The sequence below is a fragment of the Micromonospora sp. MP36 genome (assembly GCF_008119785.1).
Classification (GTDB): Bacteria; Actinomycetota; Actinomycetes; order Mycobacteriales; family Micromonosporaceae; genus Micromonospora.
This window is the reverse complement of the sequence record NZ_VSFA01000011.1, coordinates 1-17,909: the sequence shown is the minus strand read 5'-3', so window position 1 is coordinate 17,909 and position 17,909 is coordinate 1. Positions and strand designations below refer to the sequence as shown.

Below are 17,909 nucleotides of genomic sequence, written 5' to 3'. Positions count from 1 at the left end.
CGCGTTGCGTCCTGGAAGTGGTGGTGTCCGGGTTCACCGGATGCCACCACTTCCGCGACGCGGCGCGCCACCAGAATGAGACCGGCGGCACGCCGCGCCGGTGGGCCTGTCCTCAGCGTCGTTGCACGCCGGTCAGCGGTGCCCCTCCGGGCGCTGCCGCCAGCGGTCCTCCATCCGGTCGAGGAAGGATCCCCGCCGGCCGGTCCGGCCCCGGGGACGGCGCCGGCTCGTCGTGCCGCCCACCACGTGCAGGTCGGGCGACTGGGACCTCCGGTGCGACTGCACCGCGTAGCCGAGTGAGGCCAGCATGACGACGAAGCCCGCCACGGCCACCGGGGGCGCCTTGATCACGGCTCCGTAGATCAACAGGGCCAGACCAGCGATGACCACGCCGGCAGCGACGAGCACGCGACGCCGCGCGTGGAAACGCGGGTCGCTGGCGCGCACGGCCGAGGCGAATTTGGGGTCCTCGGCAAGCGACCGCTCGATCTGCTCGAACAGCCGCTGCTCGTGCTCCGAGAGCGGCACGGCACTCCTCCCCGGTCACGTTGGTCGGCCCGGTCGGGCCGACAGACCGTGGCAGCCAACCGGCTGCTTACCCGCAAGTCTACGAGGGGGCTCGCGCGTCGGAAAGCGGGACGACCTACGGCCGGGCCGGTTTTTCGATTCGTCGCTGATCACGCTTCCCGAGCAGACTGGCCGGACCTATGACGGACCGCCCGAATCGGGCAGCGGCCGCGTCGGCGGCCGCCTCCGCCTCCCGCCAGCCACGTTCCGGGGCGCCGAGGGTGAGCTGTCGCGGGGTCTCCGCCGCGGCGGCGAGCCCCTCCATGCGTACGCCGACCAGGCGGACCGGCTCGCCGGCGGCGAGGGCGGTCCAGAGGGCCCAGACCGTGTCGAACATCTCCCGGGCGGTGTCGGTCGGCACGGTGAGGGTGCGCGACCGGCTGACCGTGCGGAAGTCGGCCAGCCGGACCTTGAGCGACACGGTCCGGCCCACCTGACCGGCGGCGCGCAGCCGGGCGCCGACCTTCTCGGCGAGGGCCAGCAGGGCGCGACGGATCTGCGCCGGGTCGGTGACGTCGACGTCGAAGGTGGCCTCCGCGCCGATCGACTTCTCCACCTGCTCCGGGGAGACCCGGCGTGGGTCCCGCCCCCAGGCCAGCTCGTGCAGGTGGGTCGCCGCCGCCTCGCCGACTGCCCGCCGGAGCAGGCCGAGCGGCGCCTCGGCCAGGTCGCCCACGGTGTTCAGGCCGAGCCGGCGCAACGTCTCGGCGGAGCGCTCCCCCACCCCCCACAGCGCCCCCACCGGCAGCGGGTGCAGGAAGTCGAGCACCCGGGCGGCGGGCACCACGAGCAGCCCGTCCGGCTTGGCCCGGGTGGAGCCGAGCTTCGCCACGAACTTGCTCGGCGCCACCCCGACCGAGCAGGTCAGCCCCTGCTCCTCGGCGACCCGGCGGCGGATCAGCCGGGCGATCCCGGCCGGCGAGCCGAAGAGCCGGCGGGCGCCGGCGACGTCGAGGAACGCCTCGTCCAGGGAGAGCGGCTCGACCAGCGGGGTGACATCCCGGAAGACCCGCATCACCGCCTGGGAGGCCGCCGAGTATTGCGCGAAGTCGGGCGGCAGGTAGACCGCGTCCGGGCAGAGCGCCCGGGCCCGTGCGGTCGGCATGGCGCTGCGGACGCCGTACCGGCGGGCCTCGTAGCTGGCCGAGCTGACCACCCCGCGCGGCCCGACCCCGCCCACCACGACCGGCCGGCCGCGCAGCTCGGGCCGGCGGCGCACCTCGACGGAGGCGAAGAACGCGTCCATGTCGACGTGCAGGATCGGACAGCCGGTGTCGTCGGCGTCCGGCCCGAAACGCGGATCACCGCCTCGGGGCAACGACTGGCTGCGGCCCATCCCCGCACGCTAACCGCCCGGTCCGACAACCCGCCGCTCGGGCGGGCGCGGACGGCAGGTCAGCCGCGGATGAGCAGGAGCGGGATGGTCATCTCGGCGGCCGTGTCGGCGCCGTGGTACGCCACCAGCCGCGACTCCATCGGCTTCTCCGATCGGGTGGCGACCACGGCGTACGTGCCCCGGCAGACCACCACCACGTCGCCGATCCGCTGCAGGTGCTCCTCGGCCACCGGCCCGAACCAGCCGGTGGCCACCGCCTCGTCCCGGGTGGTCACCCACGCGGCGCCGTCCAGCACCGCCGACCAGGCGGCCACCACGTCGGCGGTGGCGCCCGGCTCGACGTGCAGGTAGCGGACCCGGGGCTCACCGGCGACCACCCGCACCCCGGCCCGCAGCCGGGGATCGGTGTCCAGGTCGATCCGGTGGTCCGCCGGCACGTTGAGCTGCCCGTGGTCGGCGGTGACCAGCAGCGCGGCGTCCGGCGGCAGCCCGTCGACCAGCCGGACGAGGAGCCGGTCCACCTCGGCGGCGGCCAGCCGCCAGGGCACGGAGTCGACGCCGCTCAGGTGCCCGTGCCGGTCCAGGTCGGGGTGGTACCCGGAGACCAGGGTCGGCCCGGCGCCGGACGCGAGGGCGGCGAGCATCTGCCCGGCGAGCGCGTCGACGTCGGAGGCGCCCCGGTAGTCGCCGCCCCGGTTCGCGGCCAGGGTCAGCCCGCTGCCGGCGTACTCGGGGCGGCTGACCACGGTCACCGCGACCCCGGCGGCACGGGCCCGCTCGTACTGGGTGGGGACGGGCTGCCAGCGCAGCGGCTCGGGGTCGCCGGCCCACTCGATGTGGCTGAGCACCCGGTCGGTGTCCGGCACCCGGACCTTGAAGCCGAGCACCCCGTGCGCCCCGGCGGCCGCGCCGGTGCCGAGGGTGACCAGGCTGGTCGGGGTGGTGGAGGGAAACCCGGAGGTAAGCGGGGTGCCGACGGTGGCGACCAGCCCGGCCAGGGTCGGCGCGTACGGGGCGGCGGTGGGGAGCTGGTGCCAGCCGAGCCCGTCGACGAGCAGGACGGCGATCCGGCGTACCCCGGCCAGCCGGGGCGCCAGGCCGAGCAGGTCGGCCGCGCCGGGCACGCCGAGCACCGCGAGCGCGCTGGGCAGCACGTCGGCGAGGCTGCCGCCGCCGTAGCGGGGGGCGACCGGGGCGAGCGGATCCACCGCCGGGTCGGTCATGCCGGGCGGCGGGCGAACAGGTGCAGCTGGGCGGCGATGTCCCGGTACGGCGGCCGGGCCGCCAGGGCCCGCTCCAGCTCGACCAGCGCGGCCGACCCACCGTCCGCCACGGCGGCGGGCAGCAGGTCGGCCAGGACGCGTACGCCGTGGATCTCCTCGACGGTGAGGCCAGCGGCCGTAAGCAGGGCGGCCGCCCCGTCGGCGTCGTACCGCCGGCGCAGGGTGTCCCGCGGGCCGGCGCTGCCGTCCGGGTCGGCGGCGAGCGCGGCGGCGACGTCGAGGTGGCCGTTCATCGCGCGGCCGAGCACGGCGGCGGCCCGCCCGGCGACCAGGACGCTGGCGGCGCCGCCCCGGCGCAGCGCGCCCACCAGCGCCGACATCACCGACGCCGGTTCGTCGACGACCTCCAGCACGGAGTGGCAGAGCACCAGGTCCATGCTGGCCGGCGGGACCAACGCCGAGAGCGCGTCGCCGTCGCCCTGCACCGCGCGTACCCGATCGGCGACCCCGGCCTCGGCGGCCCGGCGGGTCAGCGCGGCGAGCGCGTCGGGGCTGGCGTCGACCACCGTGACGTGGTGGCCGGCCTCGGCGAGCGGGACGGCGAAGCCGCCGGTGCCGCCGCCGACGTCGAGCACGGTGAGCCGCTCGCCGGCGCGGCGATCCAGCTCGGCCCGGAGCACCGCCCAGATCACGGCGGTACGGGGGGTCTGGGTTCGGGTCTGCTCCACCCCGCCGAGCCTAGTCACCCGCGCCAGCGGGGTCAGGACTCGCCGCCTCCGGCCGGGTCCTCCTCGGCGCGGGAGCGGTGGGCGTTGGCCACCGGCCCGTCGGTCACCGGGTATTCGTGCACCTCGGTGTCGTGCGCCGGGACCCAGTCCGCGCCGAGTCGGGTCCGTCGGGCGTTCGCGACGCCGCGGTAGGAGTTGCTCCCCGTCATCGTTCTCCACCTTTCCTGCGTGGGCCGCTCTGCCCACGCCGGCGGACCGTATCTCCGGCCCGTCGGTCCGTGAAACGGGGATGTGGCCGACGCCATGCCCGCTGCCGGGCCGGTGTGGCGAAGATCTCCACGGCGTGGGCCTGTTGCCGACCCACCGCCGACCGGATCAGGCTGACCAGATGGTCGTCCTGCTCTGCGCCTTCGGCATCGTGCTGCTCGGGGCGTTCGCGCAGGCGGTGAGCGGCTTCGGGTACGCGCTGCTGACCGTGCCGCTGCTGGCCGCCGCGATCGACCCCCGCAGCGCGGTCGTGCTCTCCGCGCTGACCGGCATCGGGCTGACCCTCACGGTGGCGGTCCGGGAGCGCGGGTACGCCCGGTGGCGGGTGGCGGCGGCGCTCAACGCGACCGCCCTGCTCGGTCTGCCGGCCGGCCTGCTGGTGCTCGCGTACGCGCCGGACCGGCTGCTCAACGGGCTGATCGCGGTGGTGGTGCTCGGCTGCGTCGCGCTGGTCGCCCGCGGTGCCCGGATCCGCACCGGCCGGGTCGGGCTCGGCGCGATCGGCGTGCTGGTCGGCGTGCTCACGGCGGCCACCGGCACCAACGGGCCGCCGCTGGTCGCCGCGTTCCACTCGCTCGGCTACGACCCGCGTACCTTCCGGGCGACGCTCGCCGCGACCTTCTCCGGCACCGGGCTCGTCGGGCTGGTGGGGTTCCTGCTCGCCGGTCAGGTGCACGCCGACCTGGTGCGGATCGCCCTCGTGGCGCTCCCCGCCGTACCGCTCGGCTGGTGGCTGGGGAACCGGCTGTTCCACCGGATCGACCCGGTGGTGTTCCGGCGGATCGTGCTGGTCGGGCTGCTCGGCAGCGCCGGCGCCGCCCTCGCCGCCCTCGCCGGCTGAGCCGGTCGTCCGCCGGCCGCGCCCGGCATCAGCCAGGTCCTGACCGCGTCAGCGGAAGTCGCGGGAGGCCGGGGTGACCGGCGGGTCGATCGCGTCCAGCCGGGCCGCGGTGAGGCTGGTGACGCCCTCGTGCCGCTGCAGCCGGCCCCGCACCACCAGCGCCCCGCTGGTGCGGGCGACCCGCCGGTAGCGCTGCCAGAGCCCGTGCGAGCAGGTGACGTTGAGCATCCCGGTCTCGTCCTCGAGGTTGAGGAAGGTGACCCCGCCCGCGGTCGCCGGCCGCTGCCGGTGGGTGACGATCCCGCCGACCCGGATCCGCTGGCCGGGCTCCACCCGGCCGAGCCGGGCGATCGGCACCGCGCCCAGGGCGTCCAGCCGGTCCCGGATGAACCGGGCCGGGTGGCTCTCCGGGGACAGGCCGGTGGCCCAGACGTCGGCGACCAGCCGGTCCACCGCCTCCATCCCGGGCAGGGTGGGCGGGGTCGCGCCGGTCACCGTGCCGGGCAGCCGGCCCGGCCGGTCCTGGGCCGCCGCACCGGCGGCCCAGAGGGCCTGCCGCCGGGTCAGCCCGAAGCAGGCGAAGGCGTCCGCGGTGGCCAGCGCCTCCAGCTGCGCGGCGGTGAGCCCGACCCGGCGGGCCAGGTCGGGCATGTCCCGGTACGGCCCGTGCGCCGCCCGCTCCGCCTCGATCCGCTCGGCCACGTCGTCACCGAGGGTGCGTACGCTGCCCAGCCCGAGCCGGACCGCCGGGCCGCCCAGCCCCCAGGTGTGCGGCGGCTCCCCCGGCTGGCTCCCCCACCGGGTCTCCGGCGTGGACTCCAGCACCGCCTTGGCGCCGCTGGCGTTGATGTCCGGCCGGCGTACCTCGACGCCGTGCCGCCGGGCGTCGTCGACCAGGGTCTGCGGCGAGTAGAAGCCCATCGGCTGGGCGTTGAGCAGGGCGGCCAGGAACGGGCCCGGGTGGTAGCGCTTGAGCCAGGAGCTGGCGTACACCAGGTAGGCGAAGCTCATCGCGTGGCTCTCCGGGAAGCCGTAGCTGGCGAAGGCGGTGAGCTTGCGGTAGACGTCGTCGGCCAACTCCCCCGTGATGCCCCGCTCGGCCATTCCGGCGTACAGCCGGTCGGCGATCTGCGCCATTCGTTCCGCCGAGCGCTTCGCCCCCATCGCTCGGCGCAGCTGGTCGGCCCCGGCCGCGTCGAAGCCGGCCAGGTCGATGGCGAGCTGCATGAGCTGCTCCTGGAACAGCGGCACGCCGAGGGTCTTCTCCAGCGCGTTGCGCATCAGCGGATGTGGGAACGTCACCGGCTCCTGGCCGTTCTTGCGCCGGATGTACGGGTGCACCGAGCCGCCCTGGATCGGGCCGGGACGGATCAGCGCCACCTCCACCACCAGGTCGTAGAAGGCGCGGGGCTTGAGCCGGGGCAGGGTGGCCATCTGGGCCCGGCTCTCCACCTGGAACACCCCGACCGAGTCGGCCCGGCAGAGCATGTCGTAGACCTCGGGGTCCTCCAGGGTCATGTCGCCCAGGTCGAGGCTCATCCCGATCATGTCGTAGCCGTAGTGCAGCGCGGAGAGCATGCCGAGGCCGAGCAGGTCGAACTTGACCAGGCTGACCGCCGCGCAGTCGTCCTTGTCCCACTGCAGGACGCTGCGGCCGGGCATCCGCCCCCACTCGACCGGGCAGACCTCGATCACCGGCCGGTCGCAGATCACCATGCCGCCGGAGTGGATGCCCAGGTGCCGGGGGAAGGTCTGCAGCTCGTTGGCGTACTCGATGACCTGCTCGGGGATGTCCGCCACGTCGACCGCGGCGACCGAGCCCCACCGGTCGATCTGCTTGCTCCAGGCGTCCTGCTGCCCGGGCGAGAAGCCGAACGCCTTGGCCACGTCCCGCACCGCCGACCGGGGCCGGTACGAGATGACGTTGGCGACCTGGGCGGTGTGCTCCCGGCCGTACCGGGCGTAGACGTGCTGGATCACCTCCTCCCGGCGGTCGGACTCGATGTCCACGTCGATGTCGGGTGGGCCGTCGCGTTCCGGGGCGAGGAAGCGCTCGAAGAGCAGCCGGTGCCGCACCGCGTCCACGTTGGTGATCCGCAGCGCGTAGCAGACCGCCGAGTTGGCCGCCGAGCCCCGGCCCTGGCAGTAGATGTCCTGCTCGCGGCAGAACGCGACGATGTCGTAGACCACCAGGAAGTAGCCGGGGAAGCCCAGGTCCTCGATCATCCGCAGCTCGTGCTCCAGCTGCGCGTACGCCTCCGGGTGCGCCTCGGGCGGGCCGTAGCGTTCCCGGGCGCCGTCCATGGTCAGCCGGCGCAGCCAGCTCATCTCGGTGTGCCCGGGCGGCACCGGGTACGCCGGCAGCTTCGGCGCGACCAGTTGCAGGTCGAAGGCGAGTTCCGCGCCGAACTCGGCGGCCCGGGCCACCGCGCCCGGGTACGCGGCGAACCGCGCGGCCATCTCGGCGCCGCTGCGCAGGTGGGCGGTGGCGGCGGCGGGCAGCCAGCCGTCGATCTCGTCCAGGCTGCGCCGGGCGCGCACCGCGGCCAGGGTGGTGGCCAGCCGACGCCGCCCCGGGGTGGCGTAGTGCACGTTGTTCGTGGCGACCGTGGGCAGCCCCGCCGCGGCGGCCAGCTCGGCCAGGGCGTCGTTGCGGTCGGCGTCGACCGGGTGGCCGTGGTCGGTCAGCTCCACCGCCACCGTCTCGGCCCCGAAGAGCTGGGTGAGCCGGTCCAGCTCCCGGGCGGCGGCGTCGACGCCCTCGGTGAGCAGGGCGCCGGGCACGTGCCCCTTGCGGCAGCCGGTGAGCACCAGCACGTGGTCGCGCAGCTCGTCCGCGACCTCCTCCAACTCGCCATAGACCGGGCGGCCCTTCTCGCCGCCGCGCAGCTGGGCGCGGGAGATGACGGTCGCCAGCCGGGCGTACCCCTCGTGGCCGTGGGCGAGCACCAGCAGGTGCGACCCGTGCGGGTCGGGCTCGCCGTTCTGCGGGCCGGGCAGCCCGAGGGAGAGCTCCGCGCCGAAGACCGTCGGCAGGTGCAGCGCGCGGGCCGCCTCGGCGAACCGCACCACGCCGTAGAAACCGTCGTGGTCGGTGACGGCGAGCGCGGTGAGCCCCAGCCGGGCGGCCTCCTCGGCCAGCTCCTCGGGGTGGCTCGCGCCGTCGAGGAAGCTGAAGTTGGAGTGCGCGTGCAGCTCCGCGTAGGGCACCGGATCGTCCGGGCGGGGCAGCTCGGGCGGCTCGTAATGCTGCCGCTTGCGGCTCCACGCCGGGGAGTCGCCGCCGTCGGCGTCGACCGCCAGCGGGTCCACCACGTGCAGGTGCCGCTCGTCCCGGGACCGTCCGTCCCGGGACCGTCCCCTGCCGGACCGCCCGCCACCGTCGCCGGGCCGCCCGGAGAGCACCTGTTCCAGCTCCGACCAGGGCATCTTCGGGTTGTGGAAGCTCACGGCTCCACCCCTCGCCCGCTCCCTCGCCTGCTCCCTCGCCGGCGCCAGGAGGGCGCCGAGATCTTGGCAGGATCGGGCCCCTCCAGGGGCCGCAATCTTCCAAGATCCGATCCGGCCCTGGCCGTTCGAACCGCAGGGCGAATGGCCAGTGGGCGCCTACGAACTTGATGACGCAGATGAATCAGGTGGCCGAGGCCAGGGGCGGGGCCGAGCGGCGATTCGTTCACGTCATCAAGTTCGTAGCGCCCGAGGAGCCGGGCCCGGGACGGCACAGCCACGCGGCGCCCGACGAGCCGGGCCCGGGACGGCACAGCCACGCGGCGCCCGACAAGCCGGGCCCGGGACGGCACAACCACGCGGCGCTCAGTCATAGATCGCCTCCACCAGCCACTGGCCGCCCTCGACCGCGAGCAGCAGGGCGCCACCGTCGGCCAGGCAGACCTGGAACCGGGCCCGGCGCCGGGCCTCGGCCGGCGCCCACCAGCGCTCGTCCACCGGCCACGGACCGGCCCAGCCGACGATCTCGGCCGGCCGGCCGGTGCCGACGACCAGCCGGGCCGGCGCGGCGCTCACCGCCAGCCGGGCGCTGACCACGACCGGCTCCCCGGCGGCGTCGTGCACGGTGGCGAGGAGCGGGGTAGGCAGCACCACGGCCGGCGCGGGCGGCGGCAGCCGCCCCGGCCACGGCGGGACGGGCGCCCCACCCGACCGCGCCACCCCACCCGACCGCGCCACCCCGCCGGAGTGCGCCGCCCCACCCGACCGCGCCGCCCCGCCGGAGTGTGCCGTCCCACCAGGCCGCGTCGCCCCACCGGAGCGCGTCGCCCCGGTTGGCGGCGGCCCGCCCGCCGGGTCGGCCGGCAGGGGTGGCTCGCCGGGGCGGGCGGGCAGTCGTTCGTCGCCCCACGGGACCAGGCGTACCTGGTCGGCCGGGGAGCGCCCGCCGCCGAGCACCGGGGTGACCACCGCCTCGGGGCCGAGGATGCCCTGCACCCGGCTCAGCGCGCGGTGCGCCCGCTCCCGCTCCTCGCCGGTCTCCCCCCACAGCCCGGGCTGCAGGCCGGCCTGGGCGAGCACCCCGTCCGGCACCAGCCGCAGCCGGATGATGCCGGCAGTGGGGCGGGCCGGACGGGCCCCGCCCCGCCCGTTGCTGCCGGAGAGCCAGCCGTCCAACTGCCAGCGGACCCGATCGGCGATGGCCGCGGCGGTGAGCAGCCCGTCGTGCCGCCAGACCCGATGCAGCTCCTGGCCGTGCGCGGTGACCGCCTCGATGCCGAGCCGGGTGCAGGCCAGCCCGTACGCCGCGAGCCGCTCGTGCAGCTGCTCGGCCAGCATCCGGGCGGCGAACGCCGCGGCGTCGACCCGGTCGATCGGCTCGTCGTACTCGGCGGTGACGGCCAGGTCGGCCGGCGGCTGCCGGACCGCGAGCGGCCGGTGGTCCCGGCCGGCGGCGAGCCGGTGGGCCAGCGCCCCGTCGAAGCCGAACCGGGCCAGCACGTCACCGGCGGGCAGCGCGGCGAAGTCCCCGAGGGTACGCACTCCCAGCCGGCGCAGCAGATCGGCCAGGACCGGCCGGCCGAGCGCCTCGACGGGCAGGGCGGCCAGGAACTCCGGGGTCCCGCCGGGCGGCACGATGCGCCCGTCCCGGGCGGCCAGCCCGGCGGCGAATACCCCGTCGGCGATGCCGACCTGGCTCTCCACCGCGCAGGTCTGGGCGACGTGCTCGACGATCCGCTCGGCCGCCGCCTCCTCCCCGCCGAGGTAGCGGCTCGGCCCCCGGGCGGCCAGCGCGCAGGCCCCGGGGCGGGTCACCTCGACCCCGGCGGCCACCTCCTCGACGGCGGACACCACCGACTCGAACGCCCGGGCGTCCCGGCCGGGATCGTGCTCGACGACGGTGAGCTGCGGGCAGCGCCCCTGCGCCTCCCGCTTGCGCAGCCCCCGGCGTACGCCCTCGGCGCGGGCCCGCTCGGAGCAGGCGACCACCCGGTTGGCGTGCAGCACCGCGACCGGGTCGGTGGCGGGCACCCCGTCGACGATCTCGGCGGCGAGGACCGGCCAGTCCGGGCACCAGAGCAGCAGGGTCCGCACCGGCGTAACGCTCATGCGGCCGCCTCGCTGCGCTCGCTCATGCCGAGCCGACCACGGTGAGGGACCGGGCGGTCGGTGCGGGCGGCGCCACCACGCGGAGCCGGGGCGGGACGGTGCGGGCGGCGACACCGGTCGCCCGCGGGATGACCCGGGTCAGCTCGTCGCCGGGCAGCCAGACCTTGATCTCCTTGGGGCGGGCGGCCGCGCCCCGCCCGCGGGCCGAGACGGTCACCTCCCGGCGGCGCAGCCGCCCCCGGCCCGGGCCGAGCCCCTCCCAGACCCCCCGGACCACCTGGAGCGTGACGTCCGCGCCGTCCCACCGGCCGTACGGGACGAGCACGCTGCCGCGCTGCCGGGCCCGGGCGGCCAGCCGGTTGGCGACGGAGGCGGAGACCGTGGCCGGCACGGCGGTGACCACCACGTCGACCCCGTCGATGAGCGCGGCGACCACGGTGGGCCACTCGGGCCCGGGGTGCGGCACCAGAGCGAGCCGGTCCAGGGCGATCCCGGCCTCGGCCGCCGCGCCGGCCCCGAAGGTGGGCACGCCGACCACGGCGCACCAGGAGCCGGCCCGGGACGCCTCGGCCAGCAGGGCGAGGATCAGCGACGTCCCGCCGCTGCGCCGGGGCTGCCCGACGCCGACCGCGATGGTGCTGCCACGGCGCAGCCCACGGTTGGGCAGCAGCCCGGTGAGTTCGGGCCGGACGGGCAGCACCCGGTGGCCGCCCGCCGGGTCGGGCGCGCTCGCCGGGCGCACCAGCTCGGCCAGCGCGGCGGAACCGACCACCATGCGGCCCGCCATCGGCCCTACCCCCTGTCGTGTGTCGCCCACGGATAGGACCCGTGGTGGTGGTGCTGGATCTCCCACTGCGGCCAACGCCGCCGGACCGGGCACGGCGGCGTCCGGCCACCCGCCTCCCCGTCGGGTGGCCGGACGTCGCCGGCTCAGGCGGCGGCTGCTCCGGGTCGCGGCGCGGCGTCGGACACGCCGAGCCGGAGTGGCCGGTGCGGACCGTCGAGCGCCGGCTGGTGCGCCAGGCCGAGCGCGGTCTCCACCACGGCCACGAACTCCTCGGCGGCGCGGAGCAGGTCGTCGGCCTCCCGGGCGGTGACCACCCGGGGGATGCCGGCCTCGGCGGCGGCCCGCTTGCTCGCCCCGGCGGCGAAGTAGCCGGCCCACTCGTCGAGCTCGGGGGCGACGGTGGAGAGCAGGATCCAGACGCTGGTGATCCGGTTGCGCCGGGTGGGCGCGGGACGGGCGCGGGCGGCCAGCAGCGCGGCGGCGGCGCGCAGCGCCGCGAGGTGGGCGGCGGCGTACCGGAGGCCGTCGGGGCGGGTCCGGGCGGCCTCGGCCAGCCCGTGGCGGGCCACCGCGAGCAACTGGGCGGGGGTGCGGTGCGGCAGCACGTGCGCGGGCACCGTCGGGGCCTGGGCCGGACTGGTCGGCATGGTCTCTCCTCCGCGTGGGCCGGGGCGGGCGGTCACGCGACGGATCGGATCCGCCGGCGGGACGCCCGGAGCAGGCGGTGCGGAGGAAGACGCACCAGGTGGGGGCCGGCCGGGTGTGGACGCTTCCCCACACCACACCCGGCCGGCGTACCGGCGGGTCCGTCGCCCGCCGCCCGGGGGTCGTGGGCGGCGGGCGACGATCCTGCCTGACGGGTCCGGACTCGCGACTGTCCGGAGCCCGGTGCGGTCCGCGGAACCGCACCTCCCGGGAGCCGGCGCCGCGAAACACCTCTCCCGGGCGTTGGAACGAGCGTACGAGCGAATCGAACATTCGTTCTAACTGCCCTGACAGTACACCTCCCCTCCGACAAAAATGCAACGTGTGCGCGCCCGGCGTGCCGATCGCCTCCCGGCCCGGCGCGTCGCCCGGGACACGCGGAGGCGAGCCGGATTCTCAGCCGGCCCACAGCATCGGCAAAGGGCGCGCCGAGTTCCCCGGCCCAGAGTTGACCCATGAACGTGAGCCGGACCGAAGAAACTCACTCATGACCGCCGCCGTCGCCGACCGGCGGAGCGCGCGCCGTACCCTGCCGGCGGTCCCCGCCTGGTGGGCCGACGTCGCCGGCACCGCCGCGGTGCTCAGCCTGCTGGTCGTCACCGCCCTCTGGACCGCCGGCCGCGGGGTGCAGGAGCTGCTCGGCGGCCTCGCCACCGGTCTCACCTCGCTCGGCCGGCTCGCCGGTCTGGTCAGCGCCGACCTGATGCTCATCCAGGTGGTGCTGATGGCCCGGGTACCGCTGATCGAGCGGCGCTTCGGTCAGGACCGGATCGCCCGCTGGCACCGGCTCGCCGGCTTCACCTCCTTCCACCTGCTGCTCGCCCACGTGGTGCTGACCACCCTGGGGTACGCCGGCACCGCCCGGCGGGGCGTGCTGGCCGAGACCTGGGAGCTGGTCGTCACGTACCCGGGGATGCTGCTGGCCACCGCGGCGCTGGCCCTGCTGGTGCTGGTGGTGGTGACCTCGGTCCGGGCGGCCCGGCGCCGGCTGCGCTACGAGTCCTGGCACCTGCTGCACCTGTACGCGTACCTCGGCATCGCGCTGGCGCTGCCGCACCAGCTCTGGGCCGGCGCCGACTTCGTCGGCTCGGCGACGGCCCGCGGCTACTGGTGGACGGTCTACCTGCTGGCGCTGGCCAGCGTGCTGGTCTACCGGCTCGGGCTGCCCGCCTGGCGCTCGCTGCGGCACCGGATCGAGGTGGCCGCGGTGGTCCCCGAGGCGCCCGGAGTCACCTCGGTCTGGCTGCGCGGACGCGAGCTGCACCGGCTGCCCGTCCGGGCCGGGCAGTTCCTCCTCTGGCGGTTCCTGGGCGGCCCCGGCTGGTCCCGGGCGCACCCGTACTCGCTGTCGGCGCCGCCGAACGGGGGCCTGATGCGGATCACGGTCAAGGACCTGGGTGACGACACCGCCCGGGTGGCCACCCTGCGCCCCGGCACCAGGGTGCTGGTCGAGGGGCCGTACGGGCGGCTGACCGGGGAGCACTGGCGCGGCGGCGGGATCACCATGTTCGCCTGCGGGGTCGGGATCACCCCGCTGCTGGCGCTGCTCTGGGAGCTGCCGTACGCCCCCGGCGAGGCGGTGCTGCTCTACCGCGCGCGTACCCCGGACGACCTGGCCTTCCGGGCGGAGCTGGAGCAACTCGCCACCGAGCGCGGGTTGGTGGTGCACTACCTGATCGGCCCGCGGGCGGCGCGCCCGGCGTGGCTGCCCGGGTACGCCGAGGGGCTGTCCGACGCGGAGGCGCTGCGCCGGCTCTCCCCCGGCATCGCCGGTCACGACGTCTTCCTCTGCGGACCGGACGGCTGGGTCGACGCCGCCCGCGCCGCGACCCGTGCGGCGGGGGTCCCCGACGCGCACACCCATCACGAACGTTTCGCCTGGTGACAGGCGCGAAAGGAGGATCCGTGCGACGGATCACCCTCTGGCTGCTCGCCACGGTGGCCACCGTGGTGCTGCTGTTCAGCTACAAGACCAGCACCATGGGCGCGGGCGGGGACACCAGCGCGATCGCCTCCGGCTCGGACGGCTCGACCGGCAGTTCCTGGAGCGGCACGGACGCCGGCTCCACCGGTTCGGGCTTGTCGAGCGGCGACACGTCGGGCGGCAGTGGCGGCACGTCGGGCGGCAGTGGCGGCACGTCGGGCGGCAGTGGCGGCACGTCGAGCGGCAGCGGCAACGGCACGGCCACCGGGGCGGTGGCCCAGACCCGGTGGGGGCCGGTGCAGGTCCGGATCACCGTCTCCGGCGGGAAGATCACCGACGTCACCGCGGTGCAGGTGCCGGACGGCAACCACCGGGACCAGGAGATCAACGACTACGCGGTGCCGGTCCTGCGGCAGGAGGCCCTGGCCGCGCAGAGCGCCCGGATCGACACCGTCTCCGGGGCCACCGTCACCAGCGACGGCTACCGCGAGTCCCTCCAGTCCGCGATCGACGCGGCGCACCTGAAGTGAACGGGGTGGCGACGATGAACCTGACGACGGAACTGGACCGGCGGGCCTGGGTGGTGCAGGTGATGGGGCTGCCGGTCAGCGTCCACCTGCGCGGGCCGGAGGTGCACACCGACACGGTGGCGGAGCGGGTGGAGCGGGTCTTCGCCGAGCTGGGCGAGATGGACGCGGTGTTCAGCACGTACCGGCCGGAGAGCGTGCTGGGCCGGCTCGGCGGCGCCGTGCCCGACCCGGCCACCGCCGCGCCCGTGGTGCGCGAGGTGGTGGAGCTCTGCGAGCTGGCCCGCGCCCGCACCGGCGGGTGGTTCGACGCCCGGCACCTGCCGCTGCCCGGCGGCGGCACCGGCTTCGACCCGTCCGGCCTGGTCAAGGGGTGGGCGGTGGAGCGGGCCGCGCGCCACCTCGCCGACCTGCCCGAGCACGACCTCTGCCTCAACGCCGGCGGGGACGTGCTGCTGCGCACCGCCCCGGGCCGGCCGGCCTGGCTGGTCGGGATCGAGGACCCCGACCGCCCCGAACGGATGCTCGACGTGGTCGAGCGGGCGGGCGGCGCGGTCGCCACCTCGGGCACCGCGCGGCGCGGGGCGCACATCCTGGACCCGCACACCGGCCGGCCCGCCGAGGCCGTCCGGTCGGTCACCGTGGTCGGCCCCGAGCTGCTCTGGGCCGACGTGTACGCGACCGCGGCCGCCGCCCGGGGCGCGGACGCGCTCGACTGGCTGGCCACCCTGGACGGCTACGCGGCCCTGGTGGTGGACGCCGCCGGTCGGGTCCGGGCCACCTCGAACTGGCCCGGCACCCGAGCGGGGACTCAGACCCGCGCCGCGTAGTCGGGCAGGCCCGCGTCGGTGGCTAGCGAGCCGGTGCTGCGGACCAGCATCGCCTGGACCGGGCGGGCGGACAGCAGCCGGTCGCGCAGCCACAGTCCCCACCCGGTGGCCGGGGCGAGGAAGTGGCCGGGGCTGGCGCCGCGCTGCCAGCGGGAGGCGTACCCGCGCATCTGCCGCTCGTACGCGGGCAGGGCCACCCGGGGATCCCCGCCGGCCAGGGCCAGCTCGCCGGCGAGCACGTACGCCCCGACCACGCCGGTGCCGACCCCCATCCCGCCGAGGGTGACCCCCCACGCCGCGTCGCCGAGCAGCACGGTCCGGTCGGTGTGCCAGTGGGGTACGCGTACCTTGGCGATGGCGTCGAAGTAGAGCTCCGGCGCGGCGCGCAGGCCGGCCAGCAGGTGCGGCACGTGCCAGCCCAGTCCGGCGAAGGCGTCGGCGATCACCGCCTTCTGCCGGTCCAGGTCGAGCCGGTCCTGGTCCAGCCGGGGCGAGGCGAAGACGACGAAGGCGCCTGCCCGGTGCGGGTCGCGCTGGTCGGCGGCGACGCTGGCCATCCGCCCTGGCACGTTGTAGTGCCGGGGTACGGCGTCGAAGCCGCGGTCGTTGGGCAGGTCCCAGCCGGCCAGGTGGTAGCCGAGGTGGGTGACGTACGCCGACTCCGGGCCGAGGACGAGCCGGCGTACGCCCGAGTGCAGCCCGTCGGCGCCGACCACCAGGTCGACGGTGCGGGAGCCGGCCCGGGCGAGTTCGACGTGCACTCCGTCGGCGGTCTCGGTGAGCGCGGTGATCCGGTCGCCGAACAGGTACTCCACCCGGTCGGCGCCGTGTTCGAACAGGATCCGGGACAGGTCCCGGCGGAGCACCTCCAGCTCGCCGCCCGCGAACTCGGCCGGCAGCCGGAAGATTTCCCGGCCCTGCTCGTCCACCCGGCTCATCGCCCCGGCGTGGGTCTGCACCGCGCGCAGTTCGTCGAGCACGCCCATGGCGGCCAGCACGCCGAGGTGGGTCGGCCCCCGGAAGTCGACCGCGAAGCCGCTGGTCCGCAGCGCCGGGGCGGCCTCGACGACGGTGACCTCGGCCCCGTAGCGGGCCAGCCACCAGGCCACGGCCGGGCCGGCCACTCCGGCGCCGGAGACGAGCACGCGCAAACCGCGCAACGGAAGGGTGTGGGACATGGGTTCCCCGCATTCAAAACTGTGTCCGTCGGATACAGAGTATAGTAGACACAGTTTTCCGTCCCGGACAAGACCGCTCGGAGGGATGCCCCGTGGAAACCGGTACCGCCGACATGCGGCGGCTGTACGAGCTGCTCTGGGTCACGCCCAGCGGGCCCCGGCGCGGGCCCCGCCCCACCCTCACGCTGGCCGCGATCGCCCGGGCCGGCATCGCCATCGCCGACGCCGACGGGCTCGACGGGCTGACCATGCAGCGGGTCGCCGAGTCGCTGGACGTCACCAAGATGGCGCTCTACCGGTACGTGCCCGGTAAGGCGGAGCTGGTCGCCCTGATGCTGGAGGCGGCGATGGGCGAGCCGCCCCCGCCCCGGGCGGGCGTGGACTGGCGCGGCCAGCTCGACGACTGGACCCGGCAGATGTTCGACCGATTCCGCCACCACCCCTGGGCCAACGCGGCGACCATCGGCCCCCGGCTGCCCGGCCCCAACGAGCTGGCCTGGCTGGAACGGGTGGTCGCCGCCCTGACCGGCACCGGGCTGACCGGCGGCGAACAGCTCGACGTCGCGGTGCTCCTGATCGGACACGCCCGCAACCTGGCCCAGCACTCGGCGGCGAGCACCGCCGAGACGCCCGGACGGGCGTGGGAGGCCGGGTTCGCCACGCTGCTGCAGGGCCGGGCGGAACGCTTCCCGGCGCTGGACGTCGCGCTCCGCTCGGCCGCCGCCGAGGCCGCCGGCGACCAGGCCCTCGACTTCGGCCTCGCCCGCATCCTCGACGGCATCCAGGCCCTCATCACCACCCGCACGGCTGGGGCGAGGGCACCTGAGGGGACGCGGCAGGGAGAATGACCGGCATGCAGCCACACCCGAACGTGCAGACGGTGCAGCGGACGCTCGACGACGCGGGCGCCCGCGACGGCTCCGGCGGACCGAGCCAGGTTCGCCTGCTCCCCGAGGCGGTGCACACCGCCGCGGCGGCGGCCGAGGCGCTCGGCGTCGGCGTCGGCGCCATCGCCAACTCGCTCATCTTCGACGCGGACGAAGAGCCGCTGCTGGTACTCACCTCGGGCGCGCACCGGGTGGACACCGCCGGGCTGGCCGCGTCCCTCGGGGTCACCCGGCTGCGCCGGGCCACCCCGGAGTTCGTCAAGCGGCACACCGGTCAGGTGATCGGCGGGGTCGCCCCGGTCGGCCACCCCCGGCCGCTGCGCACCCTGGTCGACACCGCCCTGCAGGCGTACGACGAGGTGTGGGCGGCCGGCGGCGTGCCGCAGGCGGTCTTCCCCACCACGTACGCGGAGCTGCTGCGGATCACCTCCGGCGCCCCCGCCGACGTGGCGTGAGCGAGCGAAGCGAGCGAACCATCAAGCTCAGCAGCGAGGCGGCTCGCGCCGGCGCGGAGCGAAGCGGAGCGGTGGCGTGAGCGGTGGCGTGAGCGAGC

At 76.1% G+C, this 17,909-nt stretch carries 15 protein-coding genes and 2 pseudogenes; 6 read left to right on the top strand and 11 right to left on the bottom strand.

Going from position 1 to position 17,909, the window contains the following annotated elements; genetic code table 11:
- Nucleotides 1-132: 132 nt before the first annotated feature.
- The 5 genes from FXF52_RS12165 to FXF52_RS41585 all read right to left on the bottom strand — a co-directional run bounded on the left by FXF52_RS12165 (nucleotide 133) and on the right by FXF52_RS41585 (nucleotide 4,063).
- Nucleotides 133-528: a DUF3040 domain-containing protein gene (locus FXF52_RS12165; RefSeq protein WP_148796532.1), complete on the bottom strand. Its 396-nt coding sequence runs from the start codon at nucleotides 526-528 to the stop codon at nucleotides 133-135.
- 115 nt (nucleotides 529-643) lie between these two features.
- Entirely contained in the window at nucleotides 644-1,903 is a 1,260-nt protein-coding gene (locus FXF52_RS12160) for a DNA polymerase IV (RefSeq protein WP_148796530.1), read from the bottom strand.
- A gap of 59 nt (nucleotides 1,904-1,962) precedes the next feature.
- Nucleotides 1,963-3,126 (bottom strand): alkaline phosphatase family protein, encoded by a 1,164-nt coding sequence (locus tag FXF52_RS12155; protein WP_148796528.1) that lies wholly within the window; start codon nucleotides 3,124-3,126, stop codon nucleotides 1,963-1,965.
- Entirely contained in the window at nucleotides 3,123-3,872 is a 750-nt protein-coding gene (locus tag FXF52_RS12150) for a methyltransferase domain-containing protein (RefSeq protein ID WP_187413462.1), read from the bottom strand. Before FXF52_RS12150 ends, FXF52_RS12155 begins: the two co-directional genes overlap by 4 nt.
- A 14-nt stretch (nucleotides 3,873-3,886) precedes the next feature.
- Nucleotides 3,887-4,063: a hypothetical protein gene (locus tag FXF52_RS41585; RefSeq protein ID WP_187413461.1), complete on the bottom strand. Its 177-nt coding sequence runs from the start codon at nucleotides 4,061-4,063 to the stop codon at nucleotides 3,887-3,889.
- Between the two features lie 179 nt (nucleotides 4,064-4,242).
- Here FXF52_RS41585 and FXF52_RS12145 point away from each other — a divergent pair, with 179 nt between their 5' ends.
- Nucleotides 4,243-4,962: a sulfite exporter TauE/SafE family protein gene (locus FXF52_RS12145; protein ID WP_187413460.1), complete on the top strand. Its 720-nt coding sequence runs from the start codon at nucleotides 4,243-4,245 to the stop codon at nucleotides 4,960-4,962.
- Nucleotides 4,963-5,010: 48 nt separating this feature from the next.
- Here the strand turns inward: FXF52_RS12145 and FXF52_RS12140 are convergent, their stop codons facing one another.
- The 5 genes and pseudogenes from FXF52_RS12140 to FXF52_RS12125 form a co-directional block, all read right to left on the bottom strand.
- Entirely contained in the window at nucleotides 5,011-8,412 is a 3,402-nt protein-coding gene (locus FXF52_RS12140; RefSeq protein ID WP_148796522.1) for an error-prone DNA polymerase, read from the bottom strand.
- A 363-nt stretch (nucleotides 8,413-8,775) separates the two neighbouring features.
- Nucleotides 8,776-9,105 (bottom strand): annotated as a pseudogene (locus FXF52_RS44030) (DNA polymerase Y family protein); the annotation flags it as partial.
- A 117-nt stretch (nucleotides 9,106-9,222) separates the two neighbouring features.
- Nucleotides 9,223-10,518 (bottom strand): annotated as a pseudogene (locus FXF52_RS12135) (DNA polymerase Y family protein); the annotation flags it as partial.
- Nucleotides 10,519-10,540: 22 nt separating this feature from the next.
- The gene (locus tag FXF52_RS12130) at nucleotides 10,541-11,305 is read right to left on the bottom strand and encodes a hypothetical protein (protein WP_148796518.1); all 765 of its coding nucleotides are present in this window, start codon (nucleotides 11,303-11,305) and stop codon (nucleotides 10,541-10,543) included.
- Between the two features lie 143 nt (nucleotides 11,306-11,448).
- Nucleotides 11,449-11,952: an SAV_6107 family HEPN domain-containing protein gene (locus FXF52_RS12125; RefSeq protein WP_148796516.1), complete on the bottom strand. Its 504-nt coding sequence runs from the start codon at nucleotides 11,950-11,952 to the stop codon at nucleotides 11,449-11,451.
- 545 nt (nucleotides 11,953-12,497) lie between these two features.
- Between FXF52_RS12125 and FXF52_RS12120 the strand changes: the two genes are divergently transcribed.
- Genes FXF52_RS12120 through FXF52_RS12110 form a run of 3 tightly spaced genes read left to right on the top strand, consistent with a single transcriptional unit; the run spans nucleotide 12,498 to nucleotide 15,291 of the window.
- The gene (locus tag FXF52_RS12120; protein WP_148796513.1) at nucleotides 12,498-13,895 is read left to right on the top strand and encodes a ferric reductase-like transmembrane domain-containing protein; all 1,398 of its coding nucleotides are present in this window, start codon (nucleotides 12,498-12,500) and stop codon (nucleotides 13,893-13,895) included.
- Nucleotides 13,896-13,915: 20 nt separating this feature from the next.
- Nucleotides 13,916-14,464: an FMN-binding protein gene (locus tag FXF52_RS12115; RefSeq protein ID WP_148796511.1), complete on the top strand. Its 549-nt coding sequence runs from the start codon at nucleotides 13,916-13,918 to the stop codon at nucleotides 14,462-14,464.
- Nucleotides 14,465-14,478: 14 nt separating this feature from the next.
- A complete protein-coding gene (locus FXF52_RS12110; protein ID WP_148796509.1) occupies nucleotides 14,479-15,291 on the top strand; it encodes an FAD:protein FMN transferase in 813 nt (270 codons plus the stop codon).
- Here the strand turns inward: FXF52_RS12110 and FXF52_RS12105 are convergent.
- On the bottom strand, nucleotides 15,273-16,469 hold the full coding sequence (locus FXF52_RS12105) for an FAD-dependent monooxygenase (protein WP_148796507.1): 1,197 nt from the start codon (nucleotides 16,467-16,469) through the stop codon (nucleotides 15,273-15,275). The two genes, FXF52_RS12110 and FXF52_RS12105, sit on opposite strands and share 19 nt — an antisense overlap.
- Before the next feature lie 92 nt (nucleotides 16,470-16,561).
- On the opposite strand from FXF52_RS12105, the gene FXF52_RS12100 reads away from it, so the two are divergent.
- Nucleotides 16,562-17,317: a TetR/AcrR family transcriptional regulator gene (locus FXF52_RS12100; RefSeq protein ID WP_255471864.1), complete on the top strand. Its 756-nt coding sequence runs from the start codon at nucleotides 16,562-16,564 to the stop codon at nucleotides 17,315-17,317.
- 5 nt (nucleotides 17,318-17,322) lie between these two features.
- Nucleotides 17,323-17,811 (top strand): YbaK/EbsC family protein, encoded by a 489-nt coding sequence (locus tag FXF52_RS12095; RefSeq protein ID WP_148796505.1) that lies wholly within the window; start codon nucleotides 17,323-17,325, stop codon nucleotides 17,809-17,811.
- Nucleotides 17,812-17,909: the final 98 nt, after the last annotated feature.

Excerpts from the sequence above, each read along its gene's own strand:
- FXF52_RS12160 (WP_148796530.1), bottom strand. The coding sequence starts at position 1,903 with ATGGGCCGCAGCCAGTCGTTGCCCCGAGGCGGTGATCCGCGTTTCGGG.
- FXF52_RS12155 (WP_148796528.1), bottom strand. The coding sequence starts at position 3,126 with ATGACCGACCCGGCGGTGGATCCGCTCGCCCCGGTCGCCCCCCGCTAC.
- FXF52_RS41585 (WP_187413461.1), bottom strand. The coding sequence starts at position 4,063 with ATGACGGGGAGCAACTCCTACCGCGGCGTCGCGAACGCCCGACGGACC.
- FXF52_RS12145 (WP_187413460.1), top strand. The coding sequence starts at position 4,243 with ATGGTCGTCCTGCTCTGCGCCTTCGGCATCGTGCTGCTCGGGGCGTTC.
- FXF52_RS12130 (WP_148796518.1), bottom strand. The coding sequence starts at position 11,305 with ATGGCGGGCCGCATGGTGGTCGGTTCCGCCGCGCTGGCCGAGCTGGTG.
- FXF52_RS12125 (WP_148796516.1), bottom strand. The coding sequence starts at position 11,952 with ATGCCGACCAGTCCGGCCCAGGCCCCGACGGTGCCCGCGCACGTGCTG.
- FXF52_RS12120 (WP_148796513.1), top strand. The coding sequence starts at position 12,498 with ATGACCGCCGCCGTCGCCGACCGGCGGAGCGCGCGCCGTACCCTGCCG.
- FXF52_RS12110 (WP_148796509.1), top strand. The coding sequence starts at position 14,479 with ATGAACCTGACGACGGAACTGGACCGGCGGGCCTGGGTGGTGCAGGTG.
- FXF52_RS12105 (WP_148796507.1), bottom strand. The coding sequence starts at position 16,469 with ATGTCCCACACCCTTCCGTTGCGCGGTTTGCGCGTGCTCGTCTCCGGC.
- FXF52_RS12095 (WP_148796505.1), top strand. The coding sequence starts at position 17,323 with ATGCAGCCACACCCGAACGTGCAGACGGTGCAGCGGACGCTCGACGAC.